Here is a 24,225-nt window from a genome sequence, read left to right on the forward strand (position 1 = left end):
AACCAGCGCATCGCGCCGACGACAGCAAGGGTCTTTGGTCATGGTGCAAAGCGCGCCCTTTCAGTCAACTCCATGGCGGCCAGGTCGTTAAACTTTCGATGTACCCCGCCAGGATGTCCCGATGCTTGTTCGACCCAGCGCGCGCTTCGGTGCCGCGCTCTTGTTGACCGTGGTGCTGGCCGGCTGTAGCCGTCAGGCCAGCGCGCCGACCGCGGCCAAACCCATCCCGGTCTCGGTGCAGGCGGTGACCACCCAAGCCTGGAACTCGACCGTGCAGTCCATCGCCACCGTGCGTGCGCGCGAATCGGTGGCGCTAACCGCTGCAGTGAGCGATGTGGTGGAACAGGTCTATTTCGACAGCGGCGATGAGGTCAAGGCCGGGCAATTGCTGCTGCGTCTGCGCGGCAACGCGCAGCAGGCTGCATTGACGGCCGCGCAAGCCACGTTCGAAGAAACCGATCAATTGTATCGCCGCCAGTTGAGTCTGGTCGGTCTGCAGTTGGTGGCCAAATCCACCGTGGATACGCAACGCGCGCTGCGCGATGCAGCCCAAGCGCGCGTGCAACAGATGCGCGCGGAGATCAACGACCGCGAAGTGCGCGCGCCGTTCTCCGGCGTGCTCGGCATCCGTCAGATCAGCCCGGGCTCGTTGATCACTTCGAGCACGGTGATCGCCACGCTGGACGATGTGGAGCGCATGTATGTGGACTTCCAGGTGCCGGAATCGCAGTTGGGTCTGGTGCAGCTCGGCAACGCAGTCAGCGGCAGTGCGGCGGCGTATCCGGGTGCGCAGTTCGACGGCAAGGTGGCGGCGATCGATTCGCGTATCGAACAGACCACGCGCTCGGTGACCGTGCGCGCGGATTTCCCCAACGGCGATCGCCGGCTGCGCCCAGGCATGTTGCTCGACGTCAGGCTGTTTCAACCAGCGCGTCAGGCAGTGGTGATCCCGGAGATTGCGGTGGTGCAGGTGGGGCGCGAGTCCTATGTATTCCGGGTCAAGCCCGACAGCAGCGTGGAGCGTGCCGATGTGCGGCTGGGCGAGCGGCGTGCTGGCAAGGTGGAAATTCTCGAAGGCCTCAGCGCCGGTGAGCGCATCGTGGTGGATGGCACCGGCAAGCTGCGCCCTGGCGTAAAGGTGGTCGATCGGGCCGCGCCCGCTGCGGCCCGCCCGCAGGCAGCACGATGAAACTCTCCGATCTGTCCATTACCCGCCCGGTGATGGCGGTGGTGATGAGCCTGTTGCTGATCGTGCTGGGTGTGATGTCGTTCACCCGGCTCACGCTGCGCGAGTTGCCGGCGATCGACCCGCCCATCGTCTCGGTGGAGGTGGAGTACGCCGGCGCCTCCGCGGCAGTGGTGGAAAGCCGCATCACCCAGGTGCTGGAAGACGCATTGGCCGGCATCGAAGGCATTGAAACCATCGAAGCACGCAGCCGCAATGGCTCGTCGGAGATCAGCATCGAGTTCGTGCAATCGCGCGATGTAGAAGCGGCCGCCAACGATGTGCGCGATGCGGTCAGTCGGGTGTCCGACCGCATGCCAGACCAGGCGCGCCCGCCGGAAATCTCCAAGGTCGAGGCCGATGCCGACCCAATCCTGTGGCTCAACATGAGCTCCAGCAAGATGGACACGCTGCAGCTGTCCGATTACGCCGAACGCTATGTGGTCGATCGCTTCTCCAGCCTGGATGGCGTGGCGCAGGTGCGTATCGGCGGACGTCAGCGCTATGCAATGCGCATCTGGCTGGATCGCGATCAACTTGCCGCACGCGCGCTGACTGTGGCCGATGTGGAAACCGCACTGCAGAACGAGAATGTGGAGTTGCCGGCCGGCAGCATCGAATCGTCGCAGCGCGATTTCACCTTGCGCGTGGAGCGCAGTTATCTCAAACCCGAAGACTTCGCCAAACTGCCTTTGAGCAAGGGCCAGGGCGGCTATGCGGTGCGGTTAGGCGATGTGGCCAAGGTCGAGCTGACCTCGGCCGAGCGGCGTGCGTATTTCCAGAGCAACGGCGTGCCCAATGTGGGTTTGGGCATCGTACGCAACTCCACCGCCAATGCGCTGGATGTGGCACGCGAAGCGCGCGCGCAGGCCGAAGAAGTGCAGAAGTCGCTGCCGCAGGGCACCAACATTTTCGTTGCCTTCGACACGACGACCTTTATCGATGCGGCAGTGGAGCGCGTGTATCACACGCTGGTCGAAGCAGTGGTGCTGGTGCTGGTGGTGATCTGGGTGTTTCTGGGCAGCGCACGCGCCGCGTTGATTCCTGCGGTGACGGTGCCGGTGTGTCTGATCGCCGCCTTCATCGCGTTGTACGCATTCGATTTTTCGATCAACTTGCTTACCTTGCTGGCGCTGGTGCTGTGTATCGGCCTGGTGGTGGACGATGCCATCGTGGTGGTGGAAAACATCCAGCGCCGCATCGATCTGGGCGAACCGCCGCTGGTGGCCGCCAAGCGCGGTACCGGCCAGGTCGCGTTTGCAGTCATCGCAACCACCGCAGTGCTGGTGGCGGTGTTCTTGCCGGTCGGCTTTCTGGAGGGCACTACCGGCCGCTTGTTCCGCGAGTTGGCAGTGGCGTTGGCCGCAGCGGTAGCGATCTCTGCATTCGTGGCGCTGACGCTTACGCCGATGATGTCGTCAAAGCTGTTGCGCTCGCACGGGCAGGCCAAACCGAATCGCTTCCATCGCTGGTTCGATGGACGCATGCAGGCGGTGTCCGGTGCGTACGGACGTTCGTTGGAGCGGCATGTGCATCGCACCTGGATCTTCGCGCTGCTGATGCTGTTGGCGCTCGGTGCCAGTGCGTTGCTGATGACCCGCATTCCTTCCGAGCTGGCGCCTGCGGAAGATCGCGGCAATTTCCAGATCATGATCGACGGCCCGGAAGGCGCCGGCTTCGATTACACCGTGAAGCAGATGCATCAGGTCGAAGCCATCCTGAGTCCCTACGTCGGCCCGGACAAACCCATCGTACGCGCCAATCCGCGCGTGCCCGGCGGCTTTGGCAGCAGCGAGGAAATGCACACCGGACGCGTCAACGTGTTCTTGCAGGACTGGGAAAAGCGCAGCCGCCCGACTACCGAAGTGGCCGATGAGCTGCAGCAAAAACTCACTGTGCTTAGCGGTGTGCGCGCACGCACACAGGTGAGCGGCGGGCTGGTGCGCAGCCGCGGGCAGCCGTTCCAATTGGTGTTGGGCGGCCCGGATTATGCCGAGATCGCGCAATGGCGCGACCGCATTCTGCAGCGCATGGAAGCTAATCCCGGCCTGGTCGGCCCGGACTCGGATTACAAGGAAACCCGGCCGCAGATGCGCGTCAATATCGACCGCCTGCGTGCGGCCGATCTGGGCGTGCCGGTGGCCGCGATCGGTGGGGCGCTGGAAGCCTTGATGGGCTCGCGTCGTGTCACCACCTTCGTCGACAACGGCGAGGAATACGACGTGATGCTGCAAGCCGATCGCGAAGGCCGGATGTCGCCGGAAGACCTCACCGCGATTCGCGTGCGCTCTACACGTGGCGAGCTGATTCCGCTCTCCAACCTGGTCACGCTGAGCGAAGTGGCCGAAGCCGGTACCTTGAACCGCTTCAATCGCCTGCGTGCGATCACCATCAGCGCCGGTCTGGCACCGGGCTATCCGCTCGGTGAGGCGATTGCCTGGGCGCAACAGACCGCGCAGGAAGAAGTGCCCGAGTATGCGCAGGTGGATTGGAAGGGCGAATCGCGCGAATTCCAGCAATCCGGCAGTGCGGTGTTGCTGACCTTCGGCATCGCCTTGCTGGTGGTGTATCTGGTGTTGGCCGCGCAGTTCGAAAGCTTCGCGCATCCCCTGGTGATCATGCTCACTGTGCCGTTGGCGGTGCTGGGTGCGCTGGTCGGTTTATGGGTTACCGGCGGCACGCTCAACTTGTTCAGTCAGATCGGCATCGTGATGTTGGTGGGCCTTTGCGCCAAGAACGGCATCCTGATCGTGGAGTTCGCCAACCAGTTGCGCGACGAGGGCCGCAGCGTGCATAAGGCGATCGTGGAATCTGCATCGGTGCGTTTGCGCCCGATCCTGATGACCTCGATCGCCACCGTGGTCGGTGCGATTCCGTTGGTGGTGGCCGGCGGACCCGGCTCGGCCAGCCGTGCCACTATCGGTGTGGTGGTGATCTTCGGCGTGTCGTTGTCCACGCTGCTGTCGCTGTACGTGGTGCCGGCGTTCTACAGCCTGATCGCGCCGTATACCAAGTCGCCCGAAGCGGTGGCACGCGAGTTGGAAACCCTCGAAGCGCAGACGCCGTCGGTGGGTGGACACGCATAAAGTGGGCTGGCCCCGCAGTGCACGGCCGGCCGCGAGGTGCGGCTGTGTTCTGGCGTTATGTGCCCTACGTGCGAGGTTTGGACGACTCATCGGCACTGCAACCCAGAAGGCATCGTGCTGCGCCGTTGGCGTCAGGACGACCTGGACGCCTTGTTGCGTCATGCCAATGACCCGCTGATGCCGCGTGGGTTGAGCGATCGTTTTCCGTATCCGTACACGCGCCGCGCAGTCAGCACAGGATTGAGTGTCCATCAGGAAGTGCTAAATTCCTGGCCTGGACAGCCTGAAGATGCATGGTGATGAATCGCAGTAATGCTACGCCCAGGGTTTCCTAGACATCTCAAGGCCATGGAAAATGGTCAATTCGGAGGTGTCTATGAGCAGCAAGCGGTATACGGATGAATTCAAGATCGAGGCGGTCCGGCAAGTGACCGATCGTGGTTTCAAGGTGGCAGAAGTCGCGGAGCGACTGGGTGTCACCACGCACAGCCTCTACGCCTGGCTGCGCAAGTTCGGCAAGCCTGGCGTGGTGCAGCGCGCCGAGGTGGACCAGAGCGCCGAGGTTCGGCGGCTGAAGGCAGAGTTGCGTCGAGTGACCGAGGAGCGCGACATCCTAAAAAAGGCCGCCGCGTACTTTGCCAAGGGGTAAGGGCAAAGTACGCCTTCATGCAAGCCCACTGTGGGGAATTCAGGGTGTGTGCGATGTGCCGGGTATTGCGGGTCAACCGGTCGGGCTATTACGCCTGGTTGTGCTCGCCCAACAGTGAGCGCGCCAAGGAAGATGAGCGCTTGCTTGGACTGATCAAGCACCACTGGCTGGCCAACGGCAGTGTCTATGGGCATCGCAAGATCACCAGGGATCTGCGCGATCTGGGTGAGCGTTGCAGTCGCCATCGGGTGCATCGGCTGATGCGCACCGAGGGACTGCGTGCCCAGGTGGGCTATGGTCGCAAACCGCGCTTCCATGGAGGAATGCAGTGCAAGGCGGCGGCCAACCTGCTTGACCGACAGTTCGACGTGACTGAGCCGGACACGACCTGGGCGAGCGATTTCACCTTCATCCGCACGCATGAAGGCTGGATGTACTTGGCTGTTGTGATCGATCTGTTTTCCCGGCAGGTTGTCGGCTGGGCGATGCGCGATCGGGCCGACACCGAGTTGGTCGTGCAGGCCTTGTTGTCTGCGGTGTGGCGGCGCAAACCCAACGCTGGTTGCTTGGTTCATTCGGACCAAGGGTCTGTCTACACCAGCGATGACTGGCGCAGTTTCCTGGTGTCCCATGGCGTGGTGTGCAGCATGAGTCGGCGTGGCAACTGCCACGACAACGCACCCGTGGAGAGCTTCTTCGGACTGCTCAAACGCGAGCGGATCAGGCGGCGGACCTATTCCACCAAGGACGCCGCTCGCGCCGAGGTATTCGACTACATCGAGATGTTCTACAACCCCAACCGCCGCCACGGTTCAACTGGCGACCTGTCCCCTGTAGAGTTTGAACGGCGCTACGCGCAACGAGGGTCTTGAGGGTCTACGGAACCCTGGGCGTATCAAACGTCAATCCAACCCGTATGGCCATCCTTGAATTTTTCTGAGCTGCCTACGCGGCAGTGAACTCATCCAGAGCTTCAGTAGCAGCCTTTGATGTTTTCTGAGCTGCCTACGCGGCAGTGAACACAACGCGTCACTGCCAGCATCCGGACATCCCTGTCTGAGCTGCCTACGCGGCAGTGAACGTCCACCGGTGGCGCGTATGCCGAGTGCATCATTTCTGAGCTGCCTACGCGGCAGTGAACAGATCCTCGATCCCGGGGTTCTTGTGGCAGTATTTCTGAGCTGCCTACGCGGCAGTGAACTCTCCTGCAAGATTTGAGGAAGATCCCGACACTTTCTGAGCTGCCTACGCGGCAGTGAACCGAGTTACTGCTCCCTTTGTAAATTTCAGCCATTTCTGAGCTGCCTACGCGGCAGTGAACAGTCGCTACGACTGGCATGAGTTTTGGTTTAATTTCTGAGCTGCCTACGCGGCAGTGAACCGAAGCAAGGTGCGACACCGACTGCCCTGGGATTTCTGAGCTGCCTACGCGGCAGTGAACGATGTACTTTTCGAAAATGATTTCCCCATAGATTTCTGAGCTGCCTACGCGGCAGTGAACAGAGGTCCTGACTTCTGCAATCAGGGCATCTATTTCTGAGCTGCCTACGCGGCAGTGAACAGGTCACGAATGTATTCTTAACGCGCTGCTTATTTCTGAGCTGCCTACGCGGCAGTGAACTGTCGCGGAATTCGGTTTCGGTGTGGCGCAAATTTCTGAGCTGCCTACGCGGCAGTGAACTCCGAGGCGATGATGCCGTCTTTGTATGCAATTTTCTGAGCTGCCTACGCGGCAGTGAACCTGCTTGCGTATTGTCCCCGTCTGCTCCTACATTTCTGAGCTGCCTACGCGGCAGTGAACGTCTTGATACGGAAGTTCCTCCCCCTGCTGCATTTCTGAGCTGCCTACGCGGCAGTGAACCTCCCTGAACATGTTGTTCAAGAGGACGTGGATTTCTGAGCTGCCTACGCGGCAGTGAACATGCAGAGAGTACAGTCTGCAAGGGTGCGGCTTTTCTGAGCTGCCTACGCGGCAGTGAACGAAACCTCTGCATACGGCTGGGGCTCGTAGGTTTTCTGAGCTGCCTACGCGGCATTGAACCTACCCAGGTGCGCGCGACACCCGTCGTTGGTTTTCTGAGCTGCCTACGCGGCAGTGAACCGACCACTGGCGAACCTCTTCGGCGTCGTCGATTTCTGAGCTGCCTACGCGGCAGTGAAAGGATGGAAAGCTCTACGGGCACAAATGGTTTTTTTCTGAGCTGCCTACGCGGCAGTGAACTCATGTCGGTAGCTTGCATCTTGGTAGCGCTGTTTCTGAGCTGCCTACGCGGCAGTGAACAGTACGAAACTCTGAGCCGTTCTGCCATAGCATTTCTGAGCTGCCTACGCGGCAGTGAACTGCTGAGCCTAGTCGCGCTAGGGCTGCACGCATTTCTGAGCTGCCTACGCGGCAGTGAACAGTTTCAGCGGGTATTTGCCCAGAAGATCGTCTTTCTGAGCTGCCTACGCGGCAGTGAACGGGCTGCACGCAGGAAGCCATGAGGCGGTCGTTTTCTGAGCTGCCTACGCGGCAGTGAACACTCAGCACAGCTAAAGCGGGTGCTGCCGTACTTTCTGAGCTGCCTACGCGGCAGTGAACCCCGAGGAGGGCAACTTTGGTGCACACAGCTCTTTCTGAGCTGCCTACGCGGCAGTGAACCTTGCAGCAGTCTTTCTCCGCCAGCACGTGCGTTTCTGAGCTGCCTACGCGGCAGTGAACGGGGACCTACTCCGGTGGTGCTCCGGACGGATTTTCTGAGCTGCCTACGCGGCAGTGAACACTGGAGTGCGGGCCAACCCACAGTAACAGTATTTCTGAGCTGCCTACGCGGCAGTGAACTCTACTACTCCGGTATCCCACTTCTTAATTTGTTTCTGAGCTGCCTACGCGGCAGTGAACTCATGATGAATAATGCTGTCTGGGCCGACCAATTTCTGAGCTGCCTACGCGGCAGTGAACGGCGGTACCCTGATTGTTTATCACTGCTCCTTTTTCTGAGCTGCCTACGCGGCAGTGAACTTCGCTGAGTGCCTTTCGCCGTGATGCCCGTATTTCTGAGCTGCCTACGCGGCAGTGAACAAGGATCAGACCTTTATTTTCCGCAACCATCATTTCTGAGCTGCCTACGCGGCAGTGAACCCGGACAGACTATGCTTAAAGATAGTCGGATTTTTCTGAGCTGCCTACGCGGCAGTGAACCGTTGCAGCGATCAGATTTGTTCCTCGAAGCTTTTCTGAGCTGCCTACGCGGCAGTGAACTCCTGGACACCATATCCAGGACATGACCGTAATTTCTGAGCTGCCTACGCGGCAGTGAACAACACATTCGATAGTATACGAGGAGAGACGTTTTTCTGAGCTGCCTACGCGGCAGTGAACCGACCTCGCCGGTCTCACTACGGGCCTAGTGTTTTCTGAGCTGCCTACGCGGCAGTGAACAAGATCAGATCTTCATCAATCCATTGATAAATAAAAGAAATACCGACAAAACAGGGCAGGCACCCTTTGAAACAAGGTGCCTGCCAAGTGGTTGATTCTAAAGCAGCCTTTGTTCTGTCCGGGAAAAAGGGTCAAAACCAGGGCACGGTCGCTTCCTGGCTCAGGCCATAGCTGTTGAAGCTGCCGTTCGTCGGCTCCGATAGCAGGGGGCCGTGACGGATGAACAGCGGGAATGACGCCTGTCCCGTGCTGCGGCTGCCCAGTACGACGAACGGCAGTGGCAGCTGTTCGGCTGCCGCATCCGGGATGCGTTGGGCGGCTGTCTCTGCATCGATCCCATGACGGCGCATGGCACGACGGCGCAGGCGCGAGGGACTGCTCTTGGCCTGCACCCTGGTGACGTGCCGATGTTGGGTGTCGGCAGGGGCAGCGAGAATGGCCGATACCGCCAGGTGATCGAGCATCCCGTGCAGCCAGGGTCTCGCCATCAACATCTGCAAGGCGGTCTGTCGACCGTGCAAGCGCAGGTGGGCACCCAGACTTGGCTTGCGCGCGTCATGGCGTGGAAAGCTGACGCCGATGTCTTGGCGTTGCTGCTGCACCAGTGCGCGGTGCAGGCGCACATACAGGCCGCTGAGCAGCTGGTGCGGCGCAAGCTCCGGGTCGGGACGAAGTTGGAGATCCACATAGTGGTCCATGGCGTCAGCCCGCATCGCCGAAGACACCGCCCCGGATCAGCGTGGCGATCACGAAATGCTGCTGGTCCGGCTCGGGCAGCTTGTCCTTGAGCACCCAGTTATCGAGCAGGTTGTAGAAATCCAGCTTGGCCTTGGGCTGCCGGTAGGCTTTGCCTTGTGTGGTAACCGAACCGTACGGCTCCACGGCGATCGGGCCGTTGTCGTCTGCCTCCGGGTACCAGGTGTCGATGGTGCGCAGCGCATTGCCGATCTTCTGCGAATGGATCGCAGCCACCGCATTGTCGCCATCGCCGACGGCGTAGAGGGTCTTGCTTTTCTTGCTGCTACCCTTGTCCAGGATGAGCTCCTGCGAGGGAAATACCTCCTGGCCCGCACCCACACGCACAAACGCGGTGACCTGCAACAGCAGGTGCGCACTGCCCGCCAGCGCGGTGGCGATCAGCGAGGACAAGGCGACCAGATCCGCGGCTTCGGCAGATGGAGCCCGCAAGGTGCGCAAAGAATGGTCGTGCGCCTGGAACGCCCACTGCGCGGCAGGCACGCCATTTTTCAGATGCGCGACCTGCACCTCCACCTGCTCCGCACCGATACGGTTGCGCCACAAAAAACGCCCGTTGGCCAGGTTGGCCGCATAGCGTTGGGCCAGCGTGTCGAAGCCATGCTGTTGTACATAAGCGGCAACGGTGGCGGTGAGTTTCTTGCGGTAGTCGGTGTCGTTGCAGGCCGAGGGTGTGCCGGTACCACCAAGCACGCGCAGAGTGAACTGTACCTTCAGCGTGTCGGCATCCAGCGGTAGGGCAGCCACGTCCACGGTCTGCAGATTGGGGTTCTCAATGGCGGCATCGAGTTTGGTCGGGTCCTGTTCCTTGACCTTGAGTCGGTTGGAAATGGTGCCGCGGACGGATTTTTCGCGCAGCTTGATGGGCCGCCAGTCGGCAGGCGTGGCGCGCGCTGCCCACGCGCCGGAAAACAACAGCGCGTCGGAGGGATCGAGTTTGCGTTCGAAGGCGAGGACGGAGGCGGTCTTGAGGTCGGTTGTCATGCTGAAATTCCTTGTCGTGAGGTCAGTCGAGAGAGAAGGTGGAATCTGGCGTTTGGTCGGCAATGACTGCCGCAGCGAAGTCGTTGCGACAGCGGTACAGGCCCTGGCCGGGGTCGCTGCTGGCGTACCAGAGCAGTTGCTGCGGTGCGTCCAGGCGGTGCGGGCTGATCCACTGGCCGAGCGAGTACAGGCTTTCGACGAAGCGGAAGGCCGTGTCGGTATCGCGTGCATTGGCCACGCTGCCGGCCGCCTGCAGCTCGCCCAGAGCGCCGTAGCCCACCGGGATCGGCACGGTCCAGCCATGCCCGCTGCGGTCGTGGCTCCATCCGGGCGTGTCGTTCGGGGTGGTGTCGCTCTGATAGCGCCAATTGATGCGCGACAGCGACAACCAGGCATCCAATCGAGTGGCGCCGGGATCGGTGGCTTGTAGTTCGGCCAGGCGGGCGTCGAGCAGGTCGGCGCGTTCCACCAGCGCGAAACCGGGTAGCAGCCGCATGCGCGCCTTGCGGAATTGCGTCGTGCGGTCGTCCTCGGTGCCGGTCAGCTCCAGCGTCCATGGCTGGTAGCGATGCCGCCAGGGCTGCGCCGGTGCCCGCAGGCTGCCGCCGGCGATGCGCATGCCGGCAAGCAGTTCGGCCACGGCGTCGGTGTCGGCTTGCTGCGCCGGCGGGTCGTCGCTCCAACGTTGGCTGTGCACGCCCAGCACCAGGCTCAGTTCCAGATGGATGCGGCCTTCCTCGACGATGGGGGCGGTCTTGCCGTCCTTGCCGATCGGATTGCGGGTCAGGTGGAAGGCTTTGACGAAGCCGCCCTCGGTCACCTGTTCCTGATGGGCGTGGCAGACCGCGCCGATGGCGTGAAACGTCAGCTCCAGCCCGGCGGCGTGGACCTTGCGTTGCAATGCCCACATCAGGCCCAGCAACGCGGTCATCGACGGGAAGCCGTGGGTCAGAGGGCTGGAAACGGCGTTGGCGTTGTGGACATGCAGATGGGGCAGCACCAGCAAGTGGCTGAAAGCGGGGCAACGGCTCATGCCTGGCCTCCGGCAGACGCACGTCGCTGCAGTGGCACCGGCCAGGTCGCCTCGATGATCGCCTGCCTGGCCCAGTGTCGGTACTCGTTATCGCCGACGCTGGTCAGCCCTGCCTTGTGCAGTTGCGCATTGACCCAATTGGCGAAGCGACCCGCGACCTGGTCCGGCCAGTCGCCGAAGGCGTAGGCAGCGTTGAAGGCGTCGTCGTCCTGGGTCCATTGCGGGTGTTGCGGATCGCGGCGGACCGGCAGCACGGTGCGTTCCGGGTCCAGCCACAGTTGTTCGTAGAGCGGCAGCGTGCAGTTCGCATCGCGGGTCCAGCCGGGAGCGAAGCGCGCCTGGGTTTCGGCGGCGAACACGGCCAGTTGTGCGCTCAGTTCCTGTTCGATGCGTTGGCGGATTCGGCGCGTCTTGTCGTTGGGCGGCGGATCGTCAAGCAGAAAGTCGGCCAGTGTCTTCACTATCGCGCGCACGTCCTTGCCGTAGCCGAACCGGTCTATCACCGAGTCGGTCTTCAACAAGCTGCGCGGATGGTCCAGCGTCCAGCTCGGCGGCAGCGAGGCCAGCAGGTAGTTCACGCCGCCGCGTTCGCTGTTGAGTTGGCTTACATTTTGTTGATTGGAGCCGCCGAGTTTGCGTGCCACCAGATTGCGGTAATCGCGGTAGCTGCCGTCGTGCGGTTGTTTGGTGCGCTGGGCCTGGCGAGCCAGCTTGTTGGTCTCACCAAAGCGGGCGTCCTGGATGTCGGCGTGCACCACATGCGCCAGCGTGCTGGAGAACAGCGGTTGCAGCAGATGGTACTGCGTGTCATCGGTTGGTTGGTCGCCAACCAGCCAGTAGACCTGTTTGGCCATGCCATGCGAGCTCAGTTGCGGTTCGCTGCGGGCCAGTGCGGCGAAGGCCTGCATCCAGCCGGTGGCGACGTCGGTATCGGGGTGCAGGGCAGCGCGCAAATCGCTGTCGCCGGCCTGCATCCACGCCAGCAGACCCTGGCCCTCGACCTCGATCTTGAGGAATTTGAAGACATCCAGCGCGGCGGCATTGCCCACCACGTCCTGTGCGTAATGCGCACCCAGCAGATGGCTGCCGATCTCGGCGTGCTGCGGCAGGCTGTCGGGCGGCACATGCAGGCTGCTGCCGCGTGCGTCCGGGTGGGTGGCCTTGAGCACATGGGTGACGGCCTGGATCTGTCCGACCCGCCGCGCCGCATCGGCCAGCCATGTCGCGTAGTCGTATTTCGATGCCGCTCCGGCATCGCCTTTGCCATCCTTCAGCTTGGCCAGTCGCCGGGCTTCAATAAAGTCGACGATGGCGGAGCGGAAGCGTTTTGCTCTCTCGGTTGGTTCTGTCATCCCAATCTCCTTGTCGGTACTTCAGTGTGTCATCTTGGTAAACGCTTGCAGTATCACGGGATGAGACGCAGCAACCGATCATCCTTTGAACTTCGCAAACCCCAGCCACGGGTGATAACGCCAGCCGGTTTCGCTGGCCGGCACGTCTACTGTCGTGAACTTCCTGGCGCACTCCTCCAATGACAGGTCGAGGGAATCGGCCTGCTCGATGAGCAGATTCATCAACTCGAAGCGCCCCCATGGTCCGATGCCTGGTGCCGATGCCAGTGCGAGGTCATGGCGCTGGCTCTGCTCGATGCGGACATACAGGTCGGCGGCATGACGGTCGGGGGATCTCTCGACGCGATGCAGTCGCGGCACCTCGTTGTCGTCCGGCAGGAACACCAGGGTGACGCGGGGCTGGTTGTCGTCGCGGAATGGTTGCTGTTGCGGCAGTAACCCGGTCAGGGAGGCATGCGGGTGTTTACGGGCGGCGAAGGCGTGGTCGCGCTCCAGCGACGTGGCGTTTGCCTGCGTCAGCATGCTGGCGGCGATGCGCTTCTGCTCCAGATCCACCAAGCGTTCGGAAGGCTCCCACTGCGCGTTGTCGGGGCGTGGGCGAATGCGTGGCACGGCGCTGAGCGTGCGGTAGTCGTCTTCGCGCAGCAGTTCGCGTAGCCACGGCGTTTTCAGGCGGAATTTGCCCGCTTCTTTCCCACTTCCTTCTTTCTCGAAGCCTGGCCTGATGTAGGTCGGCCCGCCCTGCCCGCCCTTGCGGAAATGCCGTACGTTGGTATCGAAGATCAGCACGTTGGGCGTTGCGCCGGCCTTCCCACGATGGCGCTGCACGCGCCCGGCCAGTTGGATCAGCGAACGCATGGAGGAGGGCTCGGCCACCGCCCAGTCGGCATCCCAATCGCGGCCGACTTCGCAGACTGGCGATGCCAGTACCACGAACAGTTGCTCGCGTGCGGGGTGTGCGTCGATCAGGGCGCGGATACCCGGCAGGCGATAGACGCCGTTGCCATCGCCGCGCCGGTTGAAGGCCTGGTCGAGTTGATGCTCGATGGCCGAACGCTGCACTAGCGGAAAGCGGGCGTGATAGACGCACAGGTGGATCTGCGTGCCCTCCGGCGCGCCGGCCGCATGCAGTGCCTGCGCAACGTCGAACAGCGGCTCGATATTGGCCATGCGTACCAGCCCGAAGCTGATGCGCTTGCCGCTGACCGGATCGGGTTCGGCATGCGCGTGGTGCAGGCGCAGGCAGGCGTCGCGTACATACGGTGCGAACTGCTCATGCAGCTGTGCATCCGGCAGGTTGCGTGGCAGATCCAGCGGCAGCAGTTCGCCGCGCCGTAGGGCTGGGGCCTTGGCGAGCGTGGCGATGCGTTTTTCGACGAACTGCATGTGCTGGTCGAGAAAGCCTGTGCCGCCGACGCACGTGGCGGACTGCACACCGAACTCGTCGCTCCACAGACAGGGAACGTCGATCGCGGCGCCAGCTTGACCGCCATCCTGGCCACGGTTATGCCGATACCGCTGTCGACCGGCGCAGTAGGCCAGGTACATGCCGGCCACCAGCGACGGCGGCAGCGTGGCCGATGACAGCAGCACGCGCGTGCCCAGCATGCCGGCCCATTGCACCAGCCGGGTCAGCGCCGGCAGGTCGTTGAGGTCGTAGTCGTCCAGCTCGTCAAGAATCAGATCGGCACTCATCAAGCGCAGCATCGGTGCGATCTGGCGGCCGGCGCGCAACGATTCGGTCGCCGGCACCATGTGGTCCACGGTGCAGACCAGCACCGGCGCCGACAACAGTTTGCCGATATCCGGATCGTGTAGCGCACGCGACAGCAGTGGGTGGTCGGCGGTGACGCCTTCGTAGAGCACGTGGCTGTCTTCGTCGAGCAGATCCTGCACCGAGGCCGAGCCGTGCGCTTCGGCTTGTTGCGCGTAAAACTCGAATAATGCGCGGCTGGCCGAACCGCCGACGCGGATGGCCAGTTCGTCCTCGCCCAGATGCAGGTCGGTGCGGAAGCTGCGCCCGGTCTGCAGGGTGAGCGTGCGCAGGCCCAAGGCGTAGGTGGCACGCAGGCCCTGCTGCGGATCGGCCAGTGCATAGAGGATGCGCGCATTGGCCAGCGTTTTGCCGCAGCCGGTCGAAGCCATGTTGACGATAAAGGCGCCGTGTTCGCGCGCTGCCTCGCGCATTGCGGTGGCTGCGTCGAAGGCCTTGTCCTGCCAGGCGAAACGCGGATCGGCACTGCGTTTGCGCAGGCCGCGGTGGTTGGCCAGTCTGGGCAGATGGCGCTCGAAGCCGGGCAAGGCATGGGCGATCAGCCCGGCATCGCGGGCGACGCCAAGCAGGTGCTCGTCCAACGGTTGTTTGAGGCCTTCGCGGTCGGTATTGGCGTAGAGCTGCGTCTTGCCATCGCCATGCACGCGCAGCGGCGAGCTCTTGGGCAGGGCCGAGTAATGATGGTCTGCCAGCATCAACGTCAGCCGCGCCAGATGCAGGACGTAAAGATTGTCCAGCCAGCTCTGATCGCGACGCAGGCGCAGTGCGAGCAGACGCTTGGCCAGCCGCGCGGCCTGTGCGCGCCATTTTGGTTCCGTCACCGGCAACGATCCGGCAGGTGTCCAGTACGACAGGACGCTGTCGGGTTCGGCGGGCTGCGCAATCTCGTTCCAGTCGTGCGCCACCAGCGATAGAGGTGTTTCCAGCCAGGCCGGGTTGAAGTTCAGCGCACGCTTGCCTAGCCAGTCCTGCCTGCCGTTGTCCTGCCGGACCGGTACGACTGGAAGCCGGTGATGCGTGAGCACCAACCACGCCACGGCCGCGGCAAGCGGTGGCAGTTCGCGAAAGGGATAGCGCGATGTTGCATCGATGCCATCGCGTTGATAGCGCCCGTTGGCAAGCCAGTCCGCCTCGACGAAGGCGTGCGGGTCGGCCAACCGTTGCAGCCAGCCTGCGTCGTCGTCGCTGCCGACGAACGCCTGGAACAGCCGCAGCGAGACCCATTCGTGGCGATACAGGTTGCGTTCGCGCAAGTTTCCACGCAGGCGTGCCTGGAAGGCGATGCTGGCTTTGCCCAGATCGTGAAACAAGGCGGCAAGCTGGGCGAGCAGGCGGATGTCTTCGGCGCGATGCCAGTCGTTTTCGTCGTCGCGGCGCAGGATGTTGCGCGTGCTGGTATTGGTCGGCACTGCGCCTTCGGCATTGAAGCGACGCGCATCGCCGACGATCCACAGCAGCTCGGAATGATCGCGGCCGCGAATCCAGTGGCAGGCGATGGCGCTGTTCTTGCGCGCGGTTTTGCGCAGCAGTTTGCGCAGCGTCGTCAGGCCGGCCTCGGTGATGGGCGATTGCCAGGTGCGATCGCCACGCCGCTCGGCGAATTGGTCGAGGATGCGGCGGGTTTCGGTCAATGCGCGCTTGTCGCACTGCGAGATCAGCAGGATGTTCACGGCGCCGGATCCGCCTGCCCGGCCGCCGCTGTCTGCAGTGCCACTGCCTTGAGCGTGTCCAGCATGAAATCCAGCGCCTCGCTGCGGGTGAGCGCTTCGATGCAGTTGCGCCGAAACGCCTGCTCGTCGTCGCCACGCATTGCCGACAGGAACGCTTGCGGCAGGATGCTGGCGTCCTTCACCAGATCGGCGATGTCGAACACCAGCCCGCCGCGGCGCGTCTTGCCATGCAGCACGGCCAGTCCATGCGGCAGGCCCAGCACCCAACTGGCGGTGGCGCCCAGCCCGTAGGCCAGATAATTGCCGTGGTCGAGAAAGCGATTGGCCGGGTCGCCGCCCGTGCCGCGCTTGGCGCGAGTGAAATCGCCATAGCCGACGGTGTCGACCGCCAGCTTGAACAAGGCCTTGGTCAGCCTGGCTTCTTCGGTCAGCAATGACGCATTGTCCTGCGCCTGTTCGATGTTGCGGCGTGTCTTGCCCAGAAGGGCTTCCAGCCTGGCTGCATCCGGCGCAAAGCCGGCGTCCTTGAGTGCGCGCTGCTGCCACTGTTCGCCGATGCGTACCGCGCGGGCCTGCTGGAATGCCTTGGCCGCCATCAGGCGCAAGTCGTCGTCGAACCAGAACGACACCCAGGCCTGCAGATATTCGGTCGGGCGATACTCGCTCTGCGGCGAGAACCAGGCCACTTCCACGTCTATCTCGTTGGCCGAGAACAACGGTGTACCGCCACCGCCGCAAAACCCGACCAGCACCCCAGCTTTGGCCAGCTCGCGCATCGCGGCCTGGGTGATGGACGTGCCGGTGCCGAGCAATACCGTGGTGGTATTGGCGATGGGGATATTCCAATACAGCGAGCGTTTGCCTGCGTCGGTGACGTACTCCACGCGACCACCGTTGACCAGCACGCGGCAATGCTGCAGGTAATAGATGTTCGCCCGCTTGGAATGCAGGATGGTCTTGAGATCTGAAGCCGATAGCTCGTCCATTTGCTCGGTTTCCTGGCTGGGGCAGCAATTAGAATGGCCAACAAAATTACTGCGCAATCGCCAAGCGGCCGCGCCCGGTGCCCGGAATCCTCATGTACCACTTGTACAAGTTAAGGTTCCTCCGCGCCGTCCGCACCCGTCTGGCGACTGCCCGCTACGTGTCGTTAGCCAATCTAATCGCTAAGCGGACGTGGACACAAATTCCACCAGCGCGACGCCGTCAGATACCAGATCGCCTTCCGCAGCCAGATACGCTTTTACGATGCCGTCGCTGGGTGCGTGCAGGGTGTGCTCCATCTTCATCGCTTCGAGCACCACCAAGGCTTGCCCGCGGGTGACAGGCTGACCCACCGCTGCAACCAGCGATACGATGCGGCCGGGCGTTGGTGCGGTCAGCCCGCCGGCGTCGTGCGCCGGCTGATCCGCCTCGACCAGCGCGTCGTGGTGACGGAACACCACCCGCTGCGTGGCACCGATCAGGGTCAGCATGTTGCCGTCACGCAACGTCTGCATGCGCCATTGCCGACCATCCATTTCCACGCGCACTGCGTTGTCCTGCGCGTGGTAGCGCAATGTGTGGGTGTTGCCTGCAGACGTTACTTGCCAGCCATCGACAAGCCGACGTACCCCGAACTGGCGGCGCTCACCGCCTGCCTCCAGCATCACGGCCTGCGCCGCATGCGCGCCGATGCGCCAGCCATCGCTGTGCTGCCACGGCGAAAATGGGTCGGCTGGATCTGCCGCGGCCTTCGGCAACGACTCGGCAATCAACACTGCCGCCAAGCACCAGGCGCTGCCCGGCCTGACCGCATCCGGAAACAACGCTGCATGCTCGCGCTCGATCAATGCGGTGTCCAGATTGGCGGAGGCAAACGATTCGGTGCCGATCAGGCGTGCGAGAAACACGCTGTTGGTGGTGACGCCCACCGCATGGAACTGCGCCAACGCCTCGCGCATGCGCGCCAGCGCGGCGGGGCGATCGACATCCCACACGATCAGCTTGGCAATCATCGGGTCGTAGTACGGGCTGATGGTGTCGCCTTGCTCCACGCCGGCATCGACGCGTACGTGGGCACTGGCGGCAGGTAACTGCAGCTGGCGCAGCGTGCCGGTCGAAGGCAAAAAGCCGCGCTCGGCATCTTCGGCATACAGGCGCGCTTCCAGCGCATGCCCGTGAATGCTGAGCGCGTGCTGACGACGCGGCAATGGCTCGCCTGCTGCAACGCGCAGTTGCCATTCGACCAGATCGGTACCGGTGATCAATTCGGTCACCGGGTGCTCGACCTGCAGCCGGGTGTTCATTTCCATGAAATAAAAATCACCGTCCGGTCCGGCAATGAATTCCACTGTGCCCGCACCGACGTAGCCCACTGCGCGCGCCGCATCCACGGCGGCCTTGCCCATTGCCGCGCGGCGTTGTTCGGTCATGCCGGGAGCCGGCGCTTCTTCCAACACTTTTTGATGCCGACGCTGCACCGAGCAATCGCGCTCGAACAGGTACACCACGTCCCCGTGCGTATCGCCAAATACCTGAATCTCGATATGGCGCGGGCGCTCGACGTATTTCTCCACCAACACTTGCGCATCGCCGAACGCCGATTGCGCCTCACGCTGGCAGCTGGCCAACGCCTCTTCGAATGCGTCGCTGGCGTCCACCCGACGTATGCCCTTGCCGCCACCGCCAGCAATGGCCTTGATCAAGACCGGGTAACCGATCGCATCGGCCTGCGCACGCAGGAAGGTCGGGGCCTGCTCGTCGCCGTGGTAGCCCGGGGTCAGCGGCACGCCGGCACGTTGCATCAACGCCTTGGCTGCACTTTTGTCGCCCATCGCGCGGATTGCGGCTGCCGGCGGACCGATAAACACGATGCCGGCCTGCGCACATGCGTCGGCGAACGCTGCGTTTTCAGAGAGAAATCCATAACCGGGATGGATCGCCTGCGCGCCGCTTGCGCGTGCCGCATCCACAATCGCAGCGCCGCGCAGATAGCTTTGCTGCGCCGGTGCCGCACCGATATGAATCGCCTCGTCGGCCAGCCGCACATGTCGTGCATCGCGGTCTGCATCCGAGTACACCGCTACAGTGGCGATGCCGAGCTTGCGACAGGTCGCGACGACGCGGCACGCGATCTCGCCGCGATTGGCGATCAGGATTTTGTCGAAGTACGGCTGCGTTGCTGCGGCGATGGGGTCGCGCTGGGTCATCGGATAAGTCTCTGCACGTCGCTGGGGCGGCGGGTGGCGCTACGAAGAAGAAACGGTTGCGCGTAATGCATGAAAGCTTTGACTGCGATGGAAGTTTGTCTCTGCTGTGCAACAACGCCGCCAGCTGTCTGGAGATCAAACAGTGCGGGCACTCAAGTAGCGAACTCCGCGGCGTGCACCCAAAGGCAGATGCATCCGCGATCGCAGCGCGCAGCAATGCCAATGCACGCGCGCTTCACCACCTCACATCCGAAACACGCCGAAGCGTGTCGGCTCGATCGGCGCATTCAGCGCGGCCGACAACCCCAGCCCAAGCACGCGACGCGTATCGGCAGGATCGATGATGCCGTCGTCCCATAGCCGTGCGCTGGCGTAATACGGATGGCCTTGCTGCTCGAACTGCGCACGGATCGGCGCCTTGAACGCCTCTTCTTCTTCGCCCGACCATGCGCCGCCCTTGGTTTCGATGCCGTCGCGGCGCACCGTGGCCAGCACGCTGGCGGCCTGCTCACCGCCCATCACCCCGATGCGCGCATTCGGCCACATCCACAGGAAATTCGGCGAGTACGCGCGGCCGCACATGCCGTAATTGCCGGCACCGAACGAGCCGCCGATCACCACGGTGAACTTCGGCACCTTGGCGCAGGCCACCGCCATCACCAGCTTGGCGCCATCCTTGGCGATGCCAGCGTGTTCGTATTTGCGCCCGACCATAAAGCCGGTAATGTTCTGCAGAAACACCAGCGGAATGCCCCGCTGTGTGCACAGTTCGATGAAGTGCGCGCCCTTGAGCGCGGACTCGGAAAACAGAATGCCGTTGTTGGCGATGATGCCGACCGGGTAGCCATGCAGATGCGCAAAGCCTGTCACCAACGTACTGCCGTAGCGTGGTTTGAATTCGTCCAGCCGCGAGTCGTCGACGATACGCGCGATCACCTCGCGTACATCGAACGGTTTGCGCGTATTGGCAGGAATCACGCCATACAGTTCGTCGGCACCATAGCGCGGCGGCAACGGTTTCTGCAGTGCCAGCGATGCGGCCGGTTTGCGCCAGTTGAGCTGCGCAATGATGGCGCGCACACGTGCCAATGCCTGCAGATCGTTGTCGGCAAAGTGATCGGCCACGCCGGAGATACGCGTGTGTACATCGGCGCCGCCCAGTTCTTCGGTACTGACTTCTTCGCCGGTGGCGGCCTTGACCAATGGCGGGCCGCCGAGAAAAATCGTGCCTTGCTCGCGCACGATCACCGTTTCATCGCTCATTGCGGGCACGTAGGCACCACCGGCGGTGCATGAGCCCATCACACAAGCGATTTGCGCAATGCCGCTGGCAGAGAGATTGGCCTGGTTGTAGAAAATGCGCCCGAAGTGATCGCGATCCGGAAATACTTCATCTTGCAGCGGCAAGAACGCACCGCCGGAATCGACCAGATAAATGCACGGCAGGCGATTCTGTTGCGCGATTTCTTGTGCACGCAGATGTTTCTTCACCGTCATCGGATAGTAGGTGCCGCCCTTGACAGTAGCATCGTTGGCCACGATCACGCATTCAACGCCGGACACGCGCCCGATGCCCGCCACCACGCCCGCGCACGGCACCTGATCGGCGTACATGCCATGCGCGGCGAGTGGCGCGATCTCCAGCAACGCGCTGCCCGGATCCAGCAATGCGTCGATGCGCTCGCGCACCAGCAACTTGCCGCGCGCGGTGTGCTTTGCACGTGCGGCATCGCTACCGCCCAGCGCGATCTGCGCCAGCGTGCGGCGCAGATCGTCGATCACCGCGCGCATCGCAGCGAGGTTGTGTTGAAAACTCTCGCCGCTGACCTGCAGCTGGCTGTTGATCACGCTCATGATGGCTCCGTCAGGCGGTGCGATCGAACAACTCGCGGCCGATCAACATACGTCGGATCTCCGAGGTGCCCGCACCAATCTCATACAGCTTGGCATCGCGCCACAAGCGCCCGGTGGGGTAGTCGTTGATGTAGCCGTTGCCACCCAGCACCTGGATCGCCTGGCCGGTGAGCCAGGTGGCTTTTTCGGCCGCATACAAAATGGCACCGGCCGCATCCTGGCGCGTGGTGCGCCCCGCATCGCAGGCGCGCGCCACAGCGTAGACATACGCGCGGCAAGCGTTGAGCCCCACGTACATGTCGGCCAGCTTGGCCTGCATCAACTGGAAGGTGCCGATCGGCTCGCCGAACTGCCTGCGTTCGTGCACGTACGGCAGCACCACATCCATGGCGGCGGCCATCAACCCGAGCGGGCCGCCAGCCAACACCGCGCGTTCGAAATCCAGGCCGGACATCAACACTCGCACGCCACCGTTGAGCGTGCCGAGCACGTTTTCGGCAGGCACTTCGCACTCGTTGAACACCAGCTCGCAGGTATTGGAGCCGCGCATGCCCAGCTTGTCGAGTTTCTGTGCGGTGGAAAACCCCGGCATGCCCTTTTCGACGATGAATGCGGTGATGCCGCGTGCACCCGCATCCGGATCGGTCTTGGCGTACACCACCAACACATGGGCATCGGGGCCGTTGGTGATCCACATCTTGCTGCCATTGAGCACGTAGCAGTCGCCGCGCGCATCGGCACGCAGCTTCATCGACACCACATCCGAGCCGGAGCCGGCCTCGCTCATCGCCAGCGCGCCGACATACTCGCCAGTGCACAATTTCTGCAGATAGCGCTGTTTCTGTTCGGGCGTGGCGTTTTTGCGCAGCTGGTTGAGACACAAATTCGAATGCGCGCCGTACGACAAGCCGATCGCGCCACCGGCCCGCGAGATTTCTTCCATCGCCACCACATGGGCCAGGTAGCCCATGCCACTGCCGCCGTAGTCTTCCTCCACGGTCAGGCCGAGTAGGCCCTGCGCGCCGAACAGACGCCACAGCTGCGCGGGAAAGACATTGTCGTGATCGGCCGCGGCGGCGAGCGGGGCGACATGGTGGCTGGCGAAGGCCGCGACGCTTTCGCGCAGCAGATCGATCTCTTCGCCAAGCTCGAAGTTCAAGGACGGCACATGCATGGAGCGACTCCACAATGATCTGGACGTGCCCGGTGGGAGCGGGCAGGCTGCGCGGCGTTTGTGAGCAGCCTAGCGGTACGCAACAAAAAAGTGAACTAAAATTCAGCTATTGAACCCAGAATCTCACCATGGCTTATCGACGCTCCGCCCTGATGGAAGAACGCCTGGCCGGCAACCGCGAACGCATACTGCACGCGGCCCGGGCCTTGATCGCTGAAGGCGGCTACCGCAATGCGCCGGTCACCGCAGTCGCCGCCGCCGCAGGTGTTTCGACCGGGCAGATTTACCGACATTTTCCGTCCAAAGCTGAGTTGTTTGTAGAAGTTCTCAACGCCGCCGTACAGCGCGAAATGACCATCCTGCGCGCCATTATCACCACGCAGGCCAGCGCCGCCGAGCGCCTGCGCAATGCGATCACTACCTTCGTGCGGCGTGCCTTGGCGGGCCCGGCGCTGGCCTACGCCTTCATCGCCGAACCGGTGGAGGGCGAGGTAGATGCCGAGCGCATCCGCGGCCGGCGTTTGTTTGGCGAGGTGTTTCGCCAGCTGCTTGCCGAAGGTATTGCAGCTGGCGAATTCCCCGAGCAGTCGTTGGATGCGGCTGCGGCCTGCATCGTCGGCGCCTTTACCGAGGCCCTGGTGGGGCCGGTTGCGCCCAGCCGTGGCGATTCGCAGCAAGGCGAACAGCTGGTCGAAGCGATCTGTGGCTTTTGTTTGCGTGCGGTCGGCGCGCGACAGGCTGCGCGCTGACCTCGCACTGACCTCACGACCCGCTTTGCTGCTCCGATGCACCTGACTGTGCATTCCCTTGCCGGAGTCGTGCGATGGCCGCCGTCCTCACTTCCCTGGCCCTGACCGATCAGTCCACCAGCAAGTGCGCCACTGCGGCCAGCACCGGCGCCGCCACAGCCGTCGGTAGGATCAGGCCACGCCGCTACGGCAGCGACAACAGCGCTGCCGCGCCGGTCAACGTGCCCAGCCACACTGCCTAACCGATTCCCCAGCCCTGCGCACGCAGCTGCCGCGAGCGCGTAGCGCCCAGCATGCGGGCATGCACCTGTCGTTGATGCTTGTCCATCGCCAGGCAAAAGGCTGCCAATCCAGACAAATTCGGCGCCAGCAACAGCAGTACGCTCATGCACTTTCCTGCATCGGTACGCTGCCCTGCACGGGCACGGCGGCAGCGGCACACACACGTCGCGCACACGCGGGCTGCGGTGCACTTCTCAATGCTGCAAGCGCCAATATCCAGACACACGCCCAGTTCCGGACACACCAGATCGACACCGGCCAGCGTCCATTGCCCGGCCGGCAACCTCACGCCCAGATACAGCTGCCAGCTCCCCATTGCGCGACGCGGCCAAACGAACGCGGCCAATAACGCTGTGGCCCAGGCGACAAAGAACAGGTTCGCTTCCATTGCAGCCCGCGCCTCCAACGTCACCGGCAACAACCGGTTTGCCGAGAAGAAACTGGTGAAGGCGATCGGCAAGCCGGCGACAGCGCCGATGTTGAGCGCATCCATCAGGCGCAGGCCTTTGCCCGGGCGAAAAGTAAAGAAGTCCTTGAAGATTTTCTTGTGCTTGATCACCCCACTGAATATTGCTGCTCGCAGCGGTGGGCACCAGTTCCAAAGCGAGCTTGGGCGAGGGCGTGGCGCGACCGTCACGTGCGTAATAGCTTACCGTCACGAAACCGCCGGCCTCGGCCTTCCACGGCGCGAATACGCTGTAGTCGCTCAACCAGGCATCGTCGTTGCCGGAGAGTGGCGCGGTGAGGAAGGTCGCTGCCGCGCTGTAGTGCACCGGCCTTGCCGGCAATGCCGAAAACGGTCGGCTTCACCACGCGCTTGATCTCGTCTCCGCCGTGATCGAGGGTTTCCTGCGCCGGTCCCATAAGAGAGACCAATGCGCTATCCAGGCACGCAGAGGCCGAGGAGCCTGTGGTTATCAAACTACGATTAGGGGGGGCTGGCCGACAAAGCCGGCAATGCCTACCGGTGTCGCTATGCGGCATCGCGGCAATCTCTCAGCGGGCGCGAGCGTGTGTCTGTACAA

Annotated in this window: 13 protein-coding genes, 1 other RNA gene, 4 pseudogenes and 1 CRISPR repeat array; of the genes and pseudogenes, 6 read left to right on the forward strand and 12 right to left on the reverse strand. The window is 62.9% G+C overall.

Going from position 1 to position 24,225, the window contains the following annotated elements; all coding sequences use genetic code 11:
- Window positions 1-121 precede the first annotated feature (121 nt).
- From PD885_RS02800 to PD885_RS02815, 4 genes and pseudogenes are all read left to right on the forward strand, one after another.
- Window positions 122-1,189: an efflux RND transporter periplasmic adaptor subunit gene (locus PD885_RS02800; RefSeq protein WP_002802593.1), complete on the forward strand. Its 1,068-nt coding sequence runs from the start codon at window positions 122-124 to the stop codon at window positions 1,187-1,189.
- The gene (locus tag PD885_RS02805; protein ID WP_002802595.1) at window positions 1,186-4,311 is read left to right on the forward strand and encodes an efflux RND transporter permease subunit; all 3,126 of its coding nucleotides are present in this window, start codon (window positions 1,186-1,188) and stop codon (window positions 4,309-4,311) included. Before PD885_RS02800 ends, PD885_RS02805 begins: the two co-directional genes overlap by 4 nt.
- A 57-nt stretch (window positions 4,312-4,368) precedes the next feature.
- Window positions 4,369-4,533 (forward strand): annotated as a pseudogene (locus PD885_RS21880) (GNAT family N-acetyltransferase); the annotation flags it as partial.
- 154 nt (window positions 4,534-4,687) lie between these two features.
- Window positions 4,688-5,832 (forward strand): IS3 family transposase gene (locus PD885_RS02815; RefSeq protein WP_088056635.1). Its coding sequence is split into 2 segments (ribosomal slippage): window positions 4,688-4,925 and window positions 4,925-5,832, totalling 1,146 coding nucleotides; the frame shifts between segments, so codons are not numbered across the junction.
- Between the two features lie 61 nt (window positions 5,833-5,893).
- Window positions 5,894-8,381: a CRISPR direct-repeat array (repeat unit 28 nt; unit sequence TTTCTGAGCTGCCTACGCGGCAGTGAAC).
- A gap of 131 nt (window positions 8,382-8,512) precedes the next feature.
- On the opposite strand, the gene cas6f is transcribed toward PD885_RS02815, so the two are convergent.
- The 6 genes from cas6f to cas1f form a co-directional block, all read right to left on the reverse strand.
- Entirely contained in the window at window positions 8,513-9,094 is a 582-nt protein-coding gene (gene cas6f, locus PD885_RS02820) for a type I-F CRISPR-associated endoribonuclease Cas6/Csy4 (protein WP_231892682.1), read from the reverse strand.
- Entirely contained in the window at window positions 9,084-10,121 is a 1,038-nt protein-coding gene (gene csy3 / locus PD885_RS02825; protein WP_088056636.1) for a type I-F CRISPR-associated protein Csy3, read from the reverse strand. Before csy3 ends, cas6f begins: the two co-directional genes overlap by 11 nt.
- Before the next feature lie 22 nt (window positions 10,122-10,143).
- The gene (gene csy2 / locus PD885_RS02830; protein WP_002802606.1) at window positions 10,144-11,154 is read right to left on the reverse strand and encodes a type I-F CRISPR-associated protein Csy2; all 1,011 of its coding nucleotides are present in this window, start codon (window positions 11,152-11,154) and stop codon (window positions 10,144-10,146) included.
- The gene (gene csy1, locus PD885_RS02835) at window positions 11,151-12,506 is read right to left on the reverse strand and encodes a type I-F CRISPR-associated protein Csy1 (RefSeq protein ID WP_002802608.1); all 1,356 of its coding nucleotides are present in this window, start codon (window positions 12,504-12,506) and stop codon (window positions 11,151-11,153) included. Before csy1 ends, csy2 begins: the two co-directional genes overlap by 4 nt.
- A gap of 78 nt (window positions 12,507-12,584) precedes the next feature.
- Window positions 12,585-15,950, reverse strand: a complete 3,366-nt coding sequence (cas3f, locus tag PD885_RS02840) for a type I-F CRISPR-associated helicase Cas3f (RefSeq protein WP_002802609.1) — start codon at window positions 15,948-15,950, stop codon at window positions 12,585-12,587.
- Window positions 15,947-16,936, reverse strand: a complete 990-nt coding sequence (gene cas1f, locus PD885_RS02845; protein ID WP_002802611.1) for a type I-F CRISPR-associated endonuclease Cas1f — start codon at window positions 16,934-16,936, stop codon at window positions 15,947-15,949. Before cas1f ends, cas3f begins: the two co-directional genes overlap by 4 nt.
- A gap of 92 nt (window positions 16,937-17,028) precedes the next feature.
- Here cas1f and PD885_RS02850 point away from each other — a divergent pair.
- Window positions 17,029-17,106, forward strand: a non-coding RNA gene (locus tag PD885_RS02850) — sX9 sRNA.
- A 10-nt stretch (window positions 17,107-17,116) separates the two neighbouring features.
- On the opposite strand, the gene PD885_RS02855 is transcribed toward PD885_RS02850, so the two are convergent.
- The 3 genes from PD885_RS02855 to PD885_RS02865 all read right to left on the reverse strand — a co-directional run bounded on the left by PD885_RS02855 (window position 17,117) and on the right by PD885_RS02865 (window position 22,169).
- Window positions 17,117-19,141: an acetyl/propionyl/methylcrotonyl-CoA carboxylase subunit alpha gene (locus tag PD885_RS02855; protein ID WP_002802613.1), complete on the reverse strand. Its 2,025-nt coding sequence runs from the start codon at window positions 19,139-19,141 to the stop codon at window positions 17,117-17,119.
- A 243-nt stretch (window positions 19,142-19,384) separates the two neighbouring features.
- The gene (locus PD885_RS02860; RefSeq protein WP_002802615.1) at window positions 19,385-20,995 is read right to left on the reverse strand and encodes a carboxyl transferase domain-containing protein; all 1,611 of its coding nucleotides are present in this window, start codon (window positions 20,993-20,995) and stop codon (window positions 19,385-19,387) included.
- 10 nt (window positions 20,996-21,005) lie between these two features.
- Window positions 21,006-22,169, reverse strand: coding sequence for an isovaleryl-CoA dehydrogenase (locus PD885_RS02865; protein ID WP_002802617.1), 1,164 nt, complete (start codon window positions 22,167-22,169; stop codon window positions 21,006-21,008).
- 128 nt (window positions 22,170-22,297) lie between these two features.
- Between PD885_RS02865 and PD885_RS02870 the strand changes: the two genes are divergently transcribed.
- Entirely contained in the window at window positions 22,298-22,918 is a 621-nt protein-coding gene (locus PD885_RS02870; RefSeq protein ID WP_002802619.1) for a TetR/AcrR family transcriptional regulator, read from the forward strand.
- A gap of 109 nt (window positions 22,919-23,027) precedes the next feature.
- Here the strand turns inward: PD885_RS02870 and PD885_RS02875 are convergent.
- The 3 pseudogenes from PD885_RS02875 to PD885_RS02885 all read right to left on the reverse strand — a co-directional run.
- Window positions 23,028-23,306: pseudogene (locus PD885_RS02875) on the reverse strand (DUF3325 domain-containing protein).
- Window positions 23,303-23,717, reverse strand: a pseudogene (locus PD885_RS02880) (PepSY domain-containing protein); the annotation flags it as partial. The pseudogenes PD885_RS02875 and PD885_RS02880, both read right to left, overlap by 4 nt.
- Before the next feature lie 52 nt (window positions 23,718-23,769).
- Window positions 23,770-24,058, reverse strand: a pseudogene (locus PD885_RS02885) (DUF4198 domain-containing protein); the annotation flags it as partial.
- Window positions 24,059-24,225: the final 167 nt, after the last annotated feature.

Origin of the sequence: Xanthomonas fragariae, from assembly GCF_900183975.1 — a bacterium.
GTDB lineage: Bacteria > Pseudomonadota > Gammaproteobacteria > Xanthomonadales > Xanthomonadaceae > Xanthomonas > Xanthomonas fragariae.